The sequence below is a fragment of the Lysobacter sp. GQ73 genome, from assembly GCF_059758755.1.
This window is the reverse complement of sequence record NZ_JCAXEE010000004.1, coordinates 35,509-52,330: the sequence shown is the minus strand read 5'-3', so window position 1 is coordinate 52,330 and position 16,822 is coordinate 35,509. Positions and strand designations below refer to the sequence as shown.

Sequence of the window (16,822 nt, the reverse complement as noted above, 5' to 3'; positions counted from 1 at the left end):
CCAATGGCTGCTGCCCTGCGGCACCCGTTCAGCCTAAAGGGTCGGTGCCGGGGATCGAGGCCAAATCGCGCCAGCAAGCCGATCACCCGCCAAGCGCCGGGCCCGAAGAACAGGACCCGGAAGCGGCTGCCAGCCGAGCCCTAGTCCGCCCTCACCCACCTCTCCCGCCAGCGGGAGAGGAAGACAAGCCGCAGCGATCATCGTGATCGCCGACGCAGGCACCGAGCAAAGCAAGCAGCCCAAACCAAAGCCCAATCGAGAGCCCCCTTTAGTAAAGGGGGCGCCCCCACGGGGCGGGGATTTGGACGTACATAGCGGGGCCCGAAGTTTGCGCAGCGAACTTCGGGGTTCTCAGGGCGTAGCCCGAAGAACGCCGCCCCAACGGGGCGGGGATTTGGAAGCGCATAGCGGGGCCCAAAATTTGCCCAGCAAATTTTAGGGTTTTCCAGGCGCAGCCTGGAAAAGCGCGAAGCCGGCCGATAAGCCGGGTTCTGTCGTGGACAGTCATTCCTCTAGGCGCAACGTCGCCGTTACGCTCAAGCAACCTACCCGGAGACATCGCGGGCCGCGACATAGTCTCCCTATTTGGTTTTGCTCCCGGTGGGGTTTGCCGTGCCGGTCTGTTGCCAGACTCGCGGTGCGCTCTTACCGCACCGTTTCACCCTTACCACGCACCCTTGCGGGCCGTTCGGCGGTCTACTCTCTGTTGCACTTTCCGTCGGCTTGCGCCGCCCAGGCGTTACCTGGCACCGTGCCCTGTGGAGCCCGGACTTTCCTCGGCACCGGATCTTGCGATCCGATGACGCGACTGCCTGGCCGACTCCGCGCCGGCATTGTCGCACGCGCAGGGGCCGAACCGGCGGAAAGGACTCATCCAGGGCAAAGGAGCGCCGAGCTCATGCACCACGACGACCCGGAAGACCACTACCCGCTCTACCCCTTGGGCATGCTGCGCCGGCACGGGCTGGCCGGCGCCCAGGATCTGGCCGAGCGCCTGCCTTCGTGGAGCGAAAGCGAACTGCGCGAGGCGTTCTGGCCGGCCTACCGCGCGATCCGCGCCAGCGAGACCGAGCTGGAACGCAACTTCGGCATCGACGGCGGCGAACGGGTGCTGCGCCTCAACGGCCGGCCGATCTTCGTCTCCGAAGACATCTGGAACTTCCAGGTCGTGGCCGGTGCAGAACTGATCGAGGCGCTGATCGCCGCGCTCGAGCGCCAGCGCGCGGCCGCCCGGGACGGATCGACGCCTTAGTCGCCGCTGCCGTACAAGGCCTTGCGCGGCGCGCCGCTGAGCTCCGCCGCCAGCTTCGCCGCGGTCGACGGCGGCAGGTGCTCTTTCAACTTGGCGTACAGGCGCAGGCCTTCGACGACCTTGGCGTCGGCATCGTCGCCGGCGCCCTCGACGATCACCACGAACTCGCCCTTGCGCTGGTTCGGGTCGGCCTTGACCCGCGCGGCGAGCTCGCCGAGCGAGCCGTCGAGCACGGTCTCGAACAGCTTGGTCAGCTCGCGCGCCAGTACCGCCGGGCGTTCGAAGCCGAAGCTGTTGACCATGTCGTCGAGGGTGTCCTCGATCCGGTGGGAGGACTCATAGAACAACAAGGTCTGCGGCTCGGCGGCGAGCCGGGTCAGGCGTTCGCGCCGGGCCGAGCTCTTGGCCGGCAGGAAACCCTCGAAACTGAACCGATCCGAGGCCAGGCCTGCAACGCTCAGCGCGGCGATCGCGGCGCAGGCGCCGGGCACCGGTGAGACCCGGATGCCGGCGGCGCGCGCGGCGCGCACCAGGCGAAAGCCCGGATCGCTGACCAGCGGCGTGCCGGCATCGGACACCAGGGCCAGCGAATCGCCGGCCTGCAGGCGCGCCACCAACTGCGCCGCCTGCTGTTCCTCGTTGTGCTGGTGCAGCGCCAGCAGCGGCCGTTCCAGGCCGAAGTGCGCCAGCAGCTGGCGGGTGTGGCGCGTGTCCTCGGCGCAGATCGCCGCGACCGTACGCAAGGTCTCGAGCGCGCGCGGCGACAGGTCGCCGAGGTTGCCGATCGGGGTTGCCACAATATGAAGGGTGCCGGAGGTCTGCATCGTACGCTTAGGGTAAGGGCGGGTAGAATCCTAACCGGTCCCACAGGAACGCCGCTGGACGGCGGATGCAAGCCGATGAATTCAAAGCAAAACCGGCCCGCGATGACATGGATGTTCAGCCTTCTGGCCGCAACCGCCCTGCTCGGCGGCTGCGCCACGGTCGAAACCCGTCCGGTCGCCGCGGTCAATGCGGCCAATCCGCTGATCGCCCAGGCGGCTCACCTCGCCCGCAACAACGCCAGCCTCAGCGGCGCGGCGCGGACCCAGAACGAGCAACAGATCGAACGCCTGCTGTCGCAACTCGACAACGCCACGCTCGCGCGCGAAGCCGATGCCGCGCCGGTCGGCGATCCGCTCTACAACTACCTCGGCCGCCAGCTGATGCAGCGCGGCCTGCCCTTGCCGCGTCCGTTCGACCAGACCTCGAACTGGAGCTTCGGCGCTGCCGGCCAGCGCCCGCCGGCCGACAGCGACGGTTACCGCCCGCCGGTCAAGCTGGCGGTGTTGCTGCCGCTGACCGGCGCGCTTGCGACCGCGTCGGCGCCGGTGCGCGACGGCTTGCTCGCCGGCTACTACGGCGAAAGCCGGCGCCGTCCCGAAATCGCGTTCTACGACACCTCCGGCACCGCCGGCGGCACCCTCGCCGCCTATGACAAAGCCGCCGCCGCGGGCCACGACTTCGTGATCGGCCCGCTCGGCCGCGACGAAGTCAGCGCCCTGTTCGGCAAGGCCGCCCTGCCGGTGCCGGTGCTGGCGCTCAACCGCGGCAACGTCGCTCCGCCCAGCGGCAACGTCAGCTTCTCGCTGACGCCCGAGGACGAAGGGATCGCCGCGGCCGACTACCTGCTCGAGCGCAAGGTCGCGCGCGTGCTCGCCATCGGCGGCGGCGACGACGGCCAGCGCCGCGCGATCGCCGCGCTCAAGGAGCGCCTGGCCGCGCGCGGCGCCCAGGTCACCGACATCATCGGCGAAGGCACCGCCGATCTGGCGCCGTTCGTCGCCAAGGAAGGCGGCGTCGACGCCGTGTTCCTGGCGACCAAGGGCAGCGCCGCACGCACGTTGATTCCGAAGCTCGCGATCGTCGGCTTGGCCGACAAGCCGCGGGTGGCGACCTCGCAGTTGCTGTCGGGCACCGGCAAGCCGGAGCAGGACCGGATCCTGGACGGCATCGCCTTCCCGTCGGAATCCTGGACCAGCGGCGGCGTGCGCGGGCTGCCGCCGGCCGTCGGCGCCGGCGCCACCCTGCCGACCGCACGCGGCCCGGCCGCGCGCCTGTTCGCCTTCGGTTACGACGCCTGGTTGCTGTCGGCTTACCTCGAACGCCTTGCCACCCGCTCGGACGCCTTCGTCGCCGGCGCCACCGGCGTGCTGCGCGTCGACGGCTTCGGCACGGTGCTGCGCACGCCGGCATGGTCGACCTTCAGCAGCGGCGTCGCGGTGCCGCTGGCGGATGCCTCGCGCCGCTGATCGCAACGCAGCGCCGGCGCCGCCGGCGTCGGACCGGCGCGCGCGAGGCGCCGCGGTCGAAGCGGCCGCACGCGCGCACTTGCTCGCCGCCGGCCTGCGCGCGGTCGCGGCGAACGCCAACTACCGCTTCGGCGAACTCGACCTGGTGATGCTCGACGCCGCCGTGCTGGTGTTCGTCGAAGTGCGCTACCGCCGCGACGATCGCTACGGCGGCGGAGCGGCCTCGGTCGATGCGCGCAAGCGCCGCAAGCTGGTGCTGGCGGCGCAGAGTTTCCTCGCCGCGCATCCCCGCCTCGCCGACAGCGCCTGCCGCTTCGACGTGATCGAGGCCGACGGCGACCCCACTGCGCCGCGCCTGAACTGGTTGCGCGACGCCTTCCGCGCCGACGATCTCTGAGACGACCGCACCATGCCGACCGTAATGACTCACGCCATGGTTCCGCTCGCCCTGGGCTGGGCGCTGGGCTCGCGGGCGATCGACCGTCGCCTGCTGATCGCCGGCGCGCTCGCCGCGGTGTTGCCGGACGCCGACGTGGTCGCGTTCAAGCTCGGCATCGCCTATGCCGACGACTTCGGCCATCGCGGCGCCAGTCATTCCTTCGCCTTCGCCATGCTCGTCGCCGCGCTCGGCGCGCTCGCCTCGCGCTGGCTGCGCGCACCGCCATGGACCGCGGCCGCCTGGTTGTTCGTCTGCACTGCCTCGCATCCGTTGCTCGACGCGCTGACCGACGGCGGCCTCGGCGTCGCCCTGTATTGGCCGTGGTCGGACCAGCGGATCTTCGCGCCGTGGCGGCCGATCGAGGTCTCGCCGATCGGCGCGCGCTTCTTCAGCGCGCGCGGCCTGCAGGTGCTGTGGTCGGAGGCGCGCTGGATCGTGTTGCCCGCGCTCGCCGCCGGCGCCCTCGGCGCGGCCATGCGGCAGTGGCTGCCGCGTTCGGAACGCGCCCGATGACCGCCCTGCCCGACGAGTTGCAACGCGAGTTGTCGGGACTGCTCGGCGAAGGCTGGTTGACCGATCCCGGCGAACGCCTCGCCTATGCCTACGACAACTCGCGCCGGCAGGCGATGCCGGACGCAGTGGCGCTGCCGCGTACCCGCGAGCAGGTGCTCGCGCTGGTGCGCGCCTGCCGCCGCCATCGCGTGCCGGTGATCGCACGCGGCCGCGGCACCAACACCACCGGCGCCTCGGTGCCGGTCGCCGGCGGCGTGGTGGTCTCGTTCGAACGCATGAACCGGATCCTCGAGATCCGCCCGGGCGACCGTTGCGCGATCGTCGAACCCGGCGTGCTCAACGGCGATCTGCAAACGGCGCTGAAACCCCATGGCCTGTTCTGGCCGCCGGACCCGACCAGCGCCGCCTTCAGCACGGTCGGCGGCAACCTCGCCTGCAATGCAGGCGGGCCGCGCGCGGTGAAATACGGCGCCAGCCGCGACAACGTCCTGGCGCTGACCGCGGTGACCGGCGCCGGCGAGCTGATCGTCTGCGGCACCGCGACCACCAAGGGCTCGACCGGCTACGACCTGCATCGCCTGCTGGTCGGCAGCGAAGGCACCCTGGCCCTGATCGTCGAAGCCAGCCTGCGCCTGACTCCGTCCGCGCCGGCGCGTGCGGCCTTGCGCGCGATCTACCGCGACGTTTCGGCGGCGGCGCAGGCGGTGGCGCGGCTGATGGCGCAACCGGCGACGCCGTCGATGCTGGAATTCATGGACGCCCATGCCGTGCGCCTGGCGCGCGACGTCGGCGGCGCCGACCTGCCCGCGGACGCCGGCGCCTTGTTGATGATCGAGGCCGACGGCGACGCCCAGACCTTGCCGCATTCGATCGCGGCGCTGAAACGCGCGGCGCAGGGCGACGGCCTGATCTCGCTCGACGACGCCAGCGACGAAGCCGCACGCGAAAAACTGTGGGCCGCGCGCAAGGCGCTGTCGCCGTCGCTGCGCACCTTGGCGCCGGGCAAGATCAACGAAGACGTGGTGGTGCCGGTGTCGCGCATTCCCGAACTGGTCGACGGTGTGCAGGCGCTGGCCCGCGAGTTCGACCTGCCGATCGTCTGTTTCGGCCATGCCGGCAACGGCAACCTGCACGTCAACCTGCTCTACGACCCGGCCGACGACGATCAGAACGCGCGCGCCCACACGGCGATGTCGAGAGTGTTCGCCCTGGCCCTGGCGCTCGGCGGCACCTTGTCCGGCGAGCACGGCATCGGCCTGGCCAAGCGCGAGTTCATGCCGCAGGCCATCGATGCGGCCACCCTGGCGCTGATGCGTCAGGTGAAGACCGTGTTCGATCCCGACGGCATCCTCAACCCGGGCAAGCTGCTGCCGGACGCCTGAGACTCGCGCGCATCGATGTTCTCGCCGACGCGGCGCGCCGATCGGCCGGCCGGGCGTCGCCGCTCAGGATGCGAAATGCTGATAACCGCGACGGCTCGGCTGCCAGGCCGACCCGTCGGGCGCGCGCACCCGCAGACCGGGCTCGGCTTCGACCGCGCCGATCACCGTCGCCGGGGTGTCGACTGCGGCCAAGGCCTGCGCGATCGCCCCGCGTTGCGCTGGCGCCGCGGTGAAGCACAGCTCGTAGTCGTCGCCGCCGCCGAGCTGCAGGCCCCAACGCGCAGGGCCTTCGCAGGCCGCGGCCAAGGCCGGCGAAGTCGGCAGCGCACCGGCCTCGATGCACGCGCCGAGCCCCGATGCGGCGCAGACATGGCCGAGGTCGGCCAGCAAACCGTCCGACACGTCGATGCCGGCATGAGCCAGACCGCGCAAGGCGCGGCCCGCGCTCACTCGCGGGGTCGGCCGCTGCAAACGTTCGCGCAAGCGTTGGTTGTCGGTGGCCGGGTCGCCGGCGCAGCGCCGCACGGCGGCCTCGCGGTAGGGTGCGATGCCGGCCAGGGCCAGCGCCGCGGCGGCGTCGCCGAGCGTGCCGGTGGCCCAGATCTCGTCGCCGGCCTGCGCGGCGTCGCGGCGCAGCGCAGCGCCCGGCTCGACGAAACCGAGCACGGTCACGCACACCGACAAGGCGCCGCGAGTGGTGTCGCCGCCGACCAGGGCCACGCGGTGCCCGGCGGCGAGTGCGACGAAACCGTCGAGAAAGCGGTCGACGAAAACCTCGGTCTCGAAGCCGGCCTCGGCCGGCAGGGACAGCGACAGGGTGCACCAGGCCGGGCTCGCGCCCATCGCGGCGAGGTCGGACAGATTCACCGCGAGCGCTTTCCAGCCGATGTCGGCCGGCGCGGCGTCCTCGGGGAAATGCACGCCGCGGTTGAGGGTGTCGGTAGCGACGACCAGTTGCAGGCCGGGCGGCGGCTGCAGCAAGGCGGCATCGTCGCCGATGCCGAGCAGCACGTCCTCGCGCGGCGCCAGGCCGGCGCCGATGCGAGCGCGAATGCGGGCGATCAGGTCGAACTCGGCTGCGCTCATCGCGGTCTCGTCGCTGTCCGCGCTCGCCACCGAGCGCTCGGCAATCCATCTCGCTCGGACGTTGCGCGGCAACGCCCGGAAGGTTCGCTCAGCGCTTCTTAGACGCGGCGAACTCGGCCGCGCGCCAGTCGGCAGCGGCATGGTCGAGCACGCCGTTGACGTAGGTGTGGCCGTGTTCGGCGCCGAAGCGCTTGACCGTCTCGATCGCTTCGTTGATCACCACGCGATACGGTACGTCGAGGCGATGACGCAACTCGTAGGCGGCGATGCGCAGTGCGGCGCGTTCGATCGGGTCGACCTGTTCGACGTCGCGGTCGAGGAACGGCGCCAGGGCGACGTCCAACTCTTCCTGATGCTTGTCGACGCCGCGCACGAGGTCTTCGAAATAATCGAGGTCGGCGACTTCGTGGGCCTGTTCGTGGGCGAACTGGCCGATCACGTTGCTGACCGTGGCCCCCGACAACTGCCAGGCGTACACGGCCTGCAGCGCTCGGCGGCGGGCGCGCGAACGCGCTACGGGGTCGATTCCATCCTGACGACGGCGGTTCATGGCAATTGCCCCAGCAGATGGCTCATTTCGAGGGCGGCCAGCGCCGCTTCCTCGCCCTTGTTGCCGTGATTGCCGCCGGCGCGGGCCTCGGCGTCCTCGTGGCGTTCGACCGCCAGCACGCCGTTGGCGATCGGCAGGCCGTAGTCGAGCGAAACGCGCATCAGGCCGTCGGAGCAACCGTCGGCGACTTGTTCGTAATGGCGGGTGTCGCCGCGCACGACGCAGCCGAGCGCGACCACCGCGGCGTGCTGGCCGGCCACGGCCAGGCGCGCGGCGACCACCGGCAGTTCCCAGGCGCCGGGGACGCGGACCACGTCGATGGCGTCCTCGGCGACGCCGTGCTCGGCGAAGGTCTTGCGGGCGCCGGCTACGAGGGTGTCGGTGATGCGCGGGTTCCAGCGGCTGGCGATGATGGCGTAGCGCGCGCCCTCGGGGCTGCGCAGGTCGCCTTCGTAATGGGGCATGAGGGGGAATCGGCTGGACGAAAGGGATAGTTTAGCGGCTGGGGCCGGCCGGTGCCGGGCGCCGGGACGCTTCGGTCCGCGGCGCCGCCCTGGCGGGCCGGCCGGCGAGAGCGGCCGCCGGCCTCGCCGGGCTCGCCGGCCTCGCCGGGCTCAAGCGAGCTTGGCGATATCGACGTATTCGACGACTTCCAGGCCGAAGCCGGCCAGGCCGATCTGCCGGCGCGGGGTGCCGAGCACGCGCAGCTTGCCCAGGCCGAGATCGGCCAGGATCTGGCCGCCGGCGCCGTTGCGCCGCCACTCCGCCAGCGCGTGGCCACGGGTCGGCACCGGCGCGACGGTCTCGGCGGCCTCGTCGGCGGATGCCGCGTCCTGCGCCGCCTCGCCCGCCGCCGTCTCGCGCACGCGCGCCAGCAGGCTGTCGGCGTCGGCGTGATCGGCCAACACCACCAGCGCGCCGCTGCCTTCGCGGGCGATCGCCGCCAGCACGTCGCCGACCGCCGGGCCGAAGTCCGGCCGGCGCCAATGCAGGGCGTCGGCGAGCGGGTTCTGGATATGCACGCGCACCAGGGTCGGCGCGTTCGCATCGGGCTCGCCGCGCTGCAAGGCGAAATGCAGCGCGTGGGTCAGGCGGTCGCGATAGCTCAGCAGGCGGAACGGGCCGTGCTCGGTCTCGATCGTGCGCGCATCGACGCGCTCGACCGTGTGCTCGGTGGCGAGGCGATAACGGATGAGTTCCTCGATCGAACCGATCTTGAGCCCATGCTCGGCGGCGAAAGCTTCCAGTTGCGGGCGCCGCGCCATGCTGCCGTCGGCGTTGAGCACCTCGACCAGCACGCCGGCCGGCTCCAGGCCGGCGAGCAAGGCCAGATCGCTCGCCGCCTCGGTGTGGCCGGCGCGGCTGAGCACGCCGCCGGGCTGCGACATCAACGGGAAGATGTGGCCGGGCTGGGCCAGGTCGGCGGGCTTGGCGTCGGGCCGCACCGCGGTGCGCACGGTGTGGGCGCGGTCGTAGGCCGAGATGCCGGTGGTGACGCCCTCGGCGGCTTCGATGCTGACGGTGAAGTTGGTGTGGTGCGAGGAGGTGTTGTCGCGCACCATCGGTCCCAGGCCGAGCTGCAGGCAACGCTCGCGCATCAGCGACAGGCAGACCAGGCCGCGCGCATGGGTGACCATGAAGTTGATGTCGGCCGGGCGCACCAGCTCGGCGGCCATGATCAGGTCGCCTTCGTTCTCGCGGTCTTCGTCGTCGACGATCACGACCATGCGGCCGGCGCGGATTTCCTCGAGCAATTCGGGGACGGTCGCGAAATTCATGCAGCGGCTCCGGCAGCGTGGGGGTCGGTTCGATCGGAACCGAGTTGGTCGGAGCCGAGTTGGTCGGAGTCGGTTTGACGGGCGCCGAGCAGGCGCTCGACGTAACGCGCGACCAGATCGATTTCCAGGTTGACCGCATCGCCGACCGCGGTCTGCGCGAACGCGGTGTGCTCGACGGTGTGCGGGATCAGGGCGACTTCGAAGCCTTGGTCGTCGACTTCGTTGACGGTCAGGCTGACCCCGTCGACGCAGATCGAACCTTTCTTGGCGATGTAGCGCAGCAGCGCGGCCGGCGCGCGGAAACGCCAGCGCTGGGCGCGGGCGTCTTCGTGCACGCTCAGCACCGCGCCGACGCCGTCGACGTGGCCGCTGACCATGTGGCCGCCGAGGCGGTCGGTCGGGCGCATCGCCCGCTCCAGGTTGACGAGGGCGCCGCGCTCGAGCGCGCCGAGCGTGGTCAACGACAGGGTCTCGGTCGACGCGTCGGCCTCGAACCAGTCCTCGCCGAACGAGATCACGGTCAGACACACGCCGTTGACGGCGATGCTCTCGCCGAGCCTGGGCGCGCTGAAGTCGAGGCTGCCGGTGGCGATGCGCAGGCGCACGTCGCCGCCGAGGTCCTGGCTGGCGGCGAGCGAGCCGACGCCTTCGATGATGCCGGTGAACATCAGCGGGTCTCCTGGCGGAGCGCCGCTGCGATATCGCGATGGAAGTGGGTCATGAAACGTTTCCCGCATGTGGTGAGCGAAAAACGCCTCAAGGCATGGGCCAGCGCGCGACCCGCGGCGGCGCCGCGGATTCGGTGCTCCCGGCTCTTGCGAGCGCGAGCCGTGCATGGCCGTCTTCTTTCATCCGGACTGTGACCGTCGGCTCCGGCATCGGACCGGATCTGCTGACCCTGCGGGCCGGGTCCGGGACGTGACCGCCTTCGGAACCAGTGGCCTGCAGGCGCTCGCGGGCTCGCGCGTGACCGCGCCTACCGCCGGTGGGGAGTTTCGCCCCGCCCTGAAGACGTTACGTAGTGAAGCGCCGGCGAACCGGCAGGCGCAGTTTAGCACCCGGGCCGGGGCCGGCCGGTTGTCCGCCGCGGCCGGCTGCGGATGCACTGTTCCGCTCATGGCGCCACGGCGGCGGCAGGCGTGGCCGGGCTTGGCCGGGTCTGACGGGCCTGGCCGGCACGGGCTTCAGGCATACTCGTAAGAAAGACTCGGATTTCCGGCGCTCGCCCGGAGCATGCGCAGGCAGCGCAGGCCCACGCCCTGCCCCGCTCGCTCCCATCCCCAGGGCGCTTCCGCGCCGGCACTCAATCCGGCTTGCGCCGCAGATGCAGGAACAGCGGCCATTGCACGGTCCTTACGTCGCCCGACGCGCCCCAGGCCGCCGACAGTGCCGGCCCGTGCCGCGCGACCGGGTCTTCGCCGGTCGCCGCGCGGCAGCGTGCGGTCGCCGACATGCTGTTCAAGTAGCCGAGAAAGCGCCGCAGGCCCCACTGCGCTTCCAGCCACAGCGCCGGCGCCGGCAAGGCCGGGAACGGCCACTCGTAGCCGGCATAACGCTGTTCGATCTGGACCCGCTCCGGCGGCCAGTGTTCCTCGATCTGCTCGCGGAAGTCCGCGACCGCGCCGACCATGCCCTCGGGCGCGATGAAATCGCAGTAACCCCAGGCCGCGAGCACGCCGCCCGGCGCCAGCACGCGCTCGCACTCGGCGAAGAAGCGCTCGCGCTCGAACCAGTGCAGCGCCTGCGCGACCGCGATCAACTGCACGCTGGCGTCGGCCTGTTCGGTGCGCTCGGCCGGCTCGATCGCCAGGCTGACGTTGCCGCTGCCGCGCAGCGACGCGTCGTGCGCCCAGTGTCGTTCGATCTGTTGCGCGCTCGGCTCGGTCGCGTGGACCTGGGCGAAGCGCGCCGCCAGGCCGCGCGTGGCCTGGCCGCTGCCGCAACCGGCCTCCCACACCCGCGCGCTCGCCGGCACCTGCGCCGCGATCAGCTCGAACAAGGCCTCGGGATATTCCGGCCGCGCCGCCGCATAGCTGCCGGCGAGCGCGGAGAAATGGTCCTTGAATGCGTTTTGATTCATGGGGAGGTCGAGGAGTGAGGAGTGAGCGGAGCCGAAGCGCGGCGAGCTTTCGCCCGCTCCCCGCTTGCGTCGTCGAGCTTGCGGCAACCGGAGGGAATGAGGAGTGAGGAGTCAGAAGTGGGGCAAAGCGGACGCGCCGGCGCTCTCGCTCACTCCTCACTCCTCACTCTTCGCTTCTAGTTCCTAGTTCGTCCCCTCCCCCTAGCCCCGCGGCTGCAACAGCACCCGCGTGTCCTCGCCGAGCCGGCGCAAGTCGACCAGGTCCAGGCGCAATTTGTCCTTCATCGCCTCGATGCCGAGGCCGTCGAACAGGGGGCGCGCGCTTTCGCCTAGCAATACCGGGGCGACGTACAGCAGGACCTCGTCGACCCAGCCGCCGGCGAGGAAGGCGCCGGCCAGGGTCGCGCCGGCTTCGAGCTGGATCTCGTTGACGCCGCGCTCGGCGAGCAGCCTGAGCACCGCTTCCAGGTCGAACCGGCCCTGGCGCATCGGCACCGCCGCGTGCTGGGCGGCGAAACCGCGCGGCGGCTTGGCGTCGGGCGCGTGCAGGTACAGGGTCGGCGCATCGCCTTCGCGCACCCGGCCGCGCGCGACCGTGGCCAGGCCCGGGTCGAGCACCACCCGCAAGGGCGCGACGAAGGCGGTGTCGTCGCCGAGGCGCACGGTCAGCGAGGGGTCGTCGGCGAGCACGGTGCCGGCGCCGGTCACGATCGCGCCGGCGCGGGCGCGCCATTGCTGCACGTCCAGGCGCGAGGCTTCGCCGCTGATCCACTTGGATTCGCCGCTGGCCAGCGCACTGCGTCCGTCCAGACTGGTCGCCAGCTTGATCCGCAGCCACGGCCGGCCGCGCTCGATGCGCGACAGAAAACCGCGGTTGAGCGCGCGCGCCTGCGTTTCCATCAAACCGCTCGCGACCTCGATGCCGGCCGTCTGCAAGCGGGCGAAACCGGCGCCGTCGACCTGCGGAAACGGGTCGCGCATCGCCGCGATCACGCGGCCGACGCCGGCTGCGATCAAGGCCTCGCTGCACGGCCCGGTGCGTCCGGTGTGGGCGCAGGGTTCCAGGGTCGCGTAGACGGTCGCGCCGCGTGCGCGGTCGCCGGCGGCACGCAAGGCGTGCACTTCCGCGTGCGGTTCGCCGGCGCGCTCGTGCCAGCCTTCGCCGACGACTTCGTCGCCGTGTGCGATCACACAGCCCACCAGCGGATTGGGCTTGGTCGTGTACGCGCCTTTCTCGGCCAGGCGCAGCGCGCGGGCCATGTGCAGGTGATCGGTGGCGGAGAAGGGGTTGGTCATGGTATGCGCCTGAAGTGGGTGGCGTCGGGGAAATCTGAAATCAGGCCGCGGTCGGCTTGCAGGGTCAAAGTCATCATCCCGCCCTCGCCCGCACCGGTGGTCTGTGCGTCGAACTCGATCAGGTACAGCAGCCTGGTCGGACCGCCCACGCTCAACCAGCGCGGCGTATCGGGCTGTTCGGGGAAGCGTACGCCGATCGCTTTCACCGCGGCATCGGCGGGCAAGGCCTCGAACTCGTAGGTCCCGTCGTCGCCGCGCACCGGGTTTTGCTCGATCGTCCGGCCATCGGCCAGTCGCAGCAGCCCCCCTGGCGTCGCCCACCGCCAAACCATAGCGCGGGTCGTACACCTTCAGCCGCACCGTCTCGCCGGCTCGTCGCGGCCGATGCGTCCACCAACGCCCCATCGGCAGCAAACCCGCGTCCACCGCCTGCTGCAGGGTGTCGATGCCGTCGCCGCGCACCCGGTCCAGATCGGTGTCGGTCAATGGCGGCGGCAACGCGCGCCTGATGCCGTTTTCGCTGCCGAGCGCGCGCTCCACCAGCACGACGGTCTGCTCGCTGCGTTGCCAGCAGCCGGTCACGTCCAGGCCCGGGGTCGGCACCTCGCGCATCCGGAAGCTGCCGTCCCGGTTCAACTGCAGGCTCGGCCTGGGCTCGGCTTCAGTACCGGCATAAGCCCCCGCCAGCGCCGCGTCGGCGGGCGTGCAGGCGGCTGCCGCGAACGCGGCCGGGGACGCGAAGCAGGCGATCGCGGCGAGTGCGCCGGCGCGAAAAGCGGCCATCCAATGATTCATCGCATCCTCCGGCAAACCACTGTCAATGCCGCACATAACGGCCGGGTATCCGCGGCGCGATCAGGCCGCCCTCGTCGCGGGTCAGGATCAATTGTTCGAACGGCACCGGCATCGCCGCGGCGCTGTCCAGGCGTATCGCGAAAATGCGGCCCCGGCTTTCGTCCAGCGCCACGGTTTCGCGCGGGCGATCGGCCGGTTGCAGGATCGCCCGGGTCAGCCGCACCCCGGGACGCTGCACCGCCAGAGCCCAGCCGCCCGGACCGGTCTCGGTGCGCTCGCTGCGCCCGTCGGAATACACGAACTCGACGCCGATCCCCTGCGCCCGGTAGCCGCGCTGCGGGTCGCCGATCACGACCGCGTAACCGCCTCGTCCCTCGGCCTTGGCCGCCGGGTCCAGGCAGCGCTCGCGGTCGAATCGCGGCGCGGGCTGCTTCGGCATGGCACGGCCGGCCGTCGCGTGCAACGTGGCGGCCTGCTCCAACCGCTGCAGATAAGTGCGCATCGCGATATCCGCCGCCAATGGGTCCTCATCGAGCGCGCCGTCGTCGAGCAGGCCGTCTTCCTCGGCGCCGGCCGCGGCGGCAGCCTTCGCGGCCGAGGCCGCATTGCCCGGCGTCGCCGCCTGCCAGGCTTTCGGCCTGGTCTGCGCCGCCGTCGCTTCCAGCGCCAGCCGCGACTGTTCGAGCGCGGCCAACGCCGGCGCCAGCGACGCCACCGCGGCGCTGCGGCCTGCGGCATCGGCGGGCCCCGCCTCGGGCAGGCTGGCCGCAAGCAGCTCGGCGTATTCGACACCGGAGCCATAGGTCTTCAGGTAACCGCAGGCCGCCTCGATCAGGGCCTGCCGTCGTTCCGCCGCGTACTCGTCCAGGCGCTTTTGCGCGTCCGCAGTCCAGGCGACGGTCTGATCGAGTGCGAACACCGGCGCATCGAATGCGGGCGTATCCGTGCTCAACACGATGCCGTCGCCGCCCACGTTCCACTGGCCGCCGGCGGACTGGACCGTCGCACCGTCGCTGAGGCCCCACCGGAAACGGCCGTCGCGCTGGAGCACCAGTTCCGAGACGGCCTCGTCGGCGTCTTCGAGAACATAGCGGCCGGCGAGCGCCGCACGCTGGCGATCCTCGATCGGATCGGCGGCCGGGGCCCGGCACGGCAGCAGGGCCAGGCCCAACCAGGCGAGCATCGGCAGTGCGGATCGGTATGCCTTCAACATGCGCGAACTCCTTTCGCCGCGTGACAAAGCCCTGCCTCGGCAGGGAAGCTCAGCGCTTCTTCTTGTCCGGGCGCGGCTCGTCGTCGCCGAGCAAGGGCAGTTGGCCCTCGCCCGGGATGTCGCGCTCGAGCCGGTCGAGTTCCTCGCGGAAATCGGCCACGTCTTCGAACGAGCGATAGACCGAGGCGAAACGTACGTAGCCGACATGGTCGAGCTTGCGCAGTTCGGCCATGACGAACTCGCCGACCCGGCGCGAGGCGAGCTCGCGCTCGGCGGTCATGCGCAGTTGGTGGACCACCGCGCGCACCGCCGACTCGATCTGTTCTTCCGAGACCGGCCGCTTCTGCAGCGCGCGGTCGAAACCGGCGCGCAGCTTGCGCGCGTCGAAGGCTTCGCGGCGGCCATCGCCCTTGATGATGACCGGCAGCTTGAGCTCGATCGTCTCGATCGTGCTGAAACGTTCCCCGCACGCCTCGCAGACGCGACGGCGGCGGATCGTCGCGCCGTCGTCGGACACGCGCGAATCGATGACGCGGGTGTCCTGGTGCTGGCAGAAGGGGCAATGCATCAGCGCTCCACCCGGGACTCGGGACTCAGGACTCGGGACTCGGATAAAAGTTCGGCTGCGCGTTGCGGTCGTCGCCTGACGATATGCTCAGACTCGGGACACGGCGCTTCGCCGAGTCCCGAACCCCGAGTCCCGAGTCCCGAGGACTTACTCATACACCGGGAACTGGGCGCACTGCTTGGTCACGTTCTCGCGGACTCCGGCGATGACCTTCTCGTCCTTCGGGTTGTCGAGCACGTCGCAGATCCATTCGGCCAGGGCGACGCAGTCGGCTTCCTTGTAGCCGCGGGTGGTGACCGCCGGGGTGCCGATGCGCAGGCCCGAGGTCACGAACGGCTTTTGCGGGTCGTTCGGCACGGCGTTCTTGTTGACCGTGATGTGGGCCTGGCCGAGCGCGGCTTCCGCGTCCTTGCCGGTGATGCCCTTGCCGATCATGTCGACCAGCATCAGGTGGTTCTGCGTGCCGCCGGAGACGATCTTGTAGCCGCGCGCGATGATGGTCTTGGCCATCGCCTGGGCGTTCTTGACCACCTGCGCCTGGTATTCCTTGAATTCCGGCTCCAGCGCTTCCTTGAAGGCGACCGCCTTGGCCGCGATCACGTGCATCAGCGGACCGCCCTGGATGCCCGGGAACACGATGCTCTGCAGCTTCTTGACCAGGTCCTCGGACGGGTCCTTGGCGACGATGATGCCGCCGCGCGGGCCGCGCAGGGTCTTGTGGGTGGTCGAGGTGACGACGTGGGCGTGCGGCAGCGGGCTCGGGTACACGCCTGCGGCGATCAGGCCGGCGACGTGGGCCATGTCGACGAACAGAAGCGCGCCGACCTTGTCGGCGATGGCGCGGAAGCGCGCCCAGTCGACGACCTGCGAATAGGCGCTGAAGCCGGCCACGACCATCTTCGGCTTGTGCTCGAGCGCCAGGCGCTCGACTTCGTCGTAATCGATCAGGCCCTGGTCGTCGACCCCGTACTGCACGGCGTTGAACAGCTTGCCGCTGGCGTTGACCTTGGCGCCGTGGGTGAGGTGACCGCCGTGGGCCAGGCTCATGCCGAGGATGGTGTCGCCCGGGTTGAGCAGGGCGAAGTACACGGCCTGGTTGGCCTGCGAGCCCGAATGCGGCTGGACGTTGGCGTAATCGGCGCCGAACAGCTGCTTGGCGCGGTCGATCGCGAGCTGCTCGGCGATGTCGACGTATTCGCAGCCGCCGTAGTAACGCTTGCCCGGATAGCCCTCGGCGTACTTGTTGGTCAGCACGCTGCCCTGGGCTTCGAGGACGCGCGGGCTGGCGTAGTTCTCCGAGGCGATCAGCTCGACGTGGTCTTCCTGGCGGCGGACCTCGGCGGCCATGGCCTGGGCGAGTTCATCGTCAAATCCGGCAATACGGGTGTGGCTCGGGAACATTACGCGGCCTCGGGAGGGGAGAGAACGGACGGGAGGGAGGGGGAACCTCGCATCAGGCCGGGCCGTGTGGATCCGCGGGCGGGCTTGACGTAAGACTTGAAATGTTAGCCTAGGGGCGTATGGCGGCCAACCGCCAAAGCGGGGCTGCCGCCGGCCCCGGCCCCGACGGACAATACAG

The 16,822-nt window shown here is 70.7% G+C and carries 16 protein-coding genes, 1 other RNA gene, 1 pseudogene and 1 riboswitch; of the genes and pseudogenes, 5 read left to right on the top strand and 13 right to left on the bottom strand.

Annotation, left to right across the window (positions count from 1 at the left end; genetic code table 11):
• Positions 1-464: 464 nt before the first annotated feature.
• An RNA gene (rnpB, locus tag AC6CH2_RS12865) (RNase P RNA component class A) lies at positions 465-824 on the bottom strand.
• A 74-nt stretch (positions 825-898) separates the two neighbouring features.
• On the opposite strand from rnpB, the gene AC6CH2_RS12860 reads away from it, so the two are divergent.
• A complete protein-coding gene (locus tag AC6CH2_RS12860; RefSeq protein ID WP_498269582.1) occupies positions 899-1,252 on the top strand; it encodes a hypothetical protein in 354 nt (117 codons plus the stop codon).
• Here the strand turns inward: AC6CH2_RS12860 and rsmI are convergent.
• A complete protein-coding gene (gene rsmI, locus AC6CH2_RS12855; RefSeq protein WP_498269581.1) occupies positions 1,249-2,076 on the bottom strand; it encodes a 16S rRNA (cytidine(1402)-2'-O)-methyltransferase in 828 nt (275 codons plus the stop codon). The two genes, AC6CH2_RS12860 and rsmI, sit on opposite strands and share 4 nt — an antisense overlap.
• Before the next feature lie 111 nt (positions 2,077-2,187).
• On the opposite strand from rsmI, the gene AC6CH2_RS12850 reads away from it, so the two are divergent.
• The 4 genes from AC6CH2_RS12850 to AC6CH2_RS12835 are packed head-to-tail and all read left to right on the top strand — an operon-like array spanning position 2,188 to position 5,877.
• On the top strand, positions 2,188-3,543 hold the full coding sequence (locus tag AC6CH2_RS12850; protein ID WP_498269580.1) for a penicillin-binding protein activator: 1,356 nt from the start codon (positions 2,188-2,190) through the stop codon (positions 3,541-3,543).
• Positions 3,527-3,940, top strand: coding sequence for a YraN family protein (locus AC6CH2_RS12845; RefSeq protein WP_498269579.1), 414 nt, complete (start codon positions 3,527-3,529; stop codon positions 3,938-3,940). Before AC6CH2_RS12850 ends, AC6CH2_RS12845 begins: the two co-directional genes overlap by 17 nt.
• Positions 3,941-3,952: 12 nt before the next feature.
• On the top strand, positions 3,953-4,495 hold the full coding sequence (locus AC6CH2_RS12840; protein WP_498269578.1) for a metal-dependent hydrolase: 543 nt from the start codon (positions 3,953-3,955) through the stop codon (positions 4,493-4,495).
• A complete protein-coding gene (locus tag AC6CH2_RS12835; RefSeq protein ID WP_498269577.1) occupies positions 4,492-5,877 on the top strand; it encodes an FAD-binding oxidoreductase in 1,386 nt (461 codons plus the stop codon). The genes AC6CH2_RS12840 and AC6CH2_RS12835 overlap by 4 nt, the downstream gene beginning before the upstream one ends.
• Positions 5,878-5,940: 63 nt before the next feature.
• Here AC6CH2_RS12835 and thiL read toward each other — a convergent pair whose 3' ends face one another.
• The 11 genes and pseudogenes from thiL to glyA form a co-directional block, all read right to left on the bottom strand.
• Positions 5,941-6,963 (bottom strand): thiamine-phosphate kinase, encoded by a 1,023-nt coding sequence (thiL, locus tag AC6CH2_RS12830; RefSeq protein WP_498269576.1) that lies wholly within the window; start codon positions 6,961-6,963, stop codon positions 5,941-5,943.
• An 88-nt stretch (positions 6,964-7,051) separates the two neighbouring features.
• Positions 7,052-7,513 (bottom strand): transcription antitermination factor NusB, encoded by a 462-nt coding sequence (gene nusB, locus AC6CH2_RS12825; RefSeq protein ID WP_498269575.1) that lies wholly within the window; start codon positions 7,511-7,513, stop codon positions 7,052-7,054.
• Complete coding sequence (ribH, locus tag AC6CH2_RS12820; RefSeq protein WP_057916922.1) at positions 7,510-7,977, bottom strand: 6,7-dimethyl-8-ribityllumazine synthase; 468 nt, start codon at positions 7,975-7,977, stop codon at positions 7,510-7,512. The genes nusB and ribH overlap by 4 nt, the downstream gene beginning before the upstream one ends.
• 150 nt (positions 7,978-8,127) lie before the next feature.
• Complete coding sequence (gene ribB / locus AC6CH2_RS12815) at positions 8,128-9,291, bottom strand: 3,4-dihydroxy-2-butanone-4-phosphate synthase (protein WP_498269574.1); 1,164 nt, start codon at positions 9,289-9,291, stop codon at positions 8,128-8,130.
• A 77-nt stretch (positions 9,292-9,368) separates the two neighbouring features.
• Positions 9,369-9,959, bottom strand: a pseudogene (locus AC6CH2_RS12810) (riboflavin synthase); the annotation flags it as partial.
• A 168-nt stretch (positions 9,960-10,127) separates the two neighbouring features.
• Positions 10,128-10,308, bottom strand: a riboswitch (FMN riboswitch).
• A gap of 286 nt (positions 10,309-10,594) precedes the next feature.
• Positions 10,595-11,371, bottom strand: coding sequence for a class I SAM-dependent methyltransferase (locus AC6CH2_RS12805; RefSeq protein ID WP_498269573.1), 777 nt, complete (start codon positions 11,369-11,371; stop codon positions 10,595-10,597).
• Between the two features lie 201 nt (positions 11,372-11,572).
• Positions 11,573-12,667 carry a bifunctional diaminohydroxyphosphoribosylaminopyrimidine deaminase/5-amino-6-(5-phosphoribosylamino)uracil reductase RibD gene (gene ribD, locus AC6CH2_RS12800; protein WP_498269572.1) on the bottom strand — a complete coding sequence of 365 codons (1,095 nt, stop codon included), beginning with the start codon at positions 12,665-12,667 and terminating at the stop codon, positions 11,573-11,575.
• Positions 12,664-12,999, bottom strand: a complete 336-nt coding sequence (locus tag AC6CH2_RS12795; protein ID WP_498269571.1) for a hypothetical protein — start codon at positions 12,997-12,999, stop codon at positions 12,664-12,666. Before AC6CH2_RS12795 ends, ribD begins: the two co-directional genes overlap by 4 nt.
• 485 nt (positions 13,000-13,484) lie before the next feature.
• Complete coding sequence (locus AC6CH2_RS12790) at positions 13,485-14,675, bottom strand: hypothetical protein (RefSeq protein WP_498269570.1); 1,191 nt, start codon at positions 14,673-14,675, stop codon at positions 13,485-13,487.
• Between the two features lie 49 nt (positions 14,676-14,724).
• Positions 14,725-15,243: a transcriptional regulator NrdR gene (gene nrdR, locus AC6CH2_RS12785; protein WP_435396316.1), complete on the bottom strand. Its 519-nt coding sequence runs from the start codon at positions 15,241-15,243 to the stop codon at positions 14,725-14,727.
• A 147-nt stretch (positions 15,244-15,390) separates the two neighbouring features.
• Positions 15,391-16,644, bottom strand: a complete 1,254-nt coding sequence (glyA, locus tag AC6CH2_RS12780; RefSeq protein WP_498269569.1) for a serine hydroxymethyltransferase — start codon at positions 16,642-16,644, stop codon at positions 15,391-15,393.
• Between the last annotated feature and the right edge of the window lie 178 nt (positions 16,645-16,822).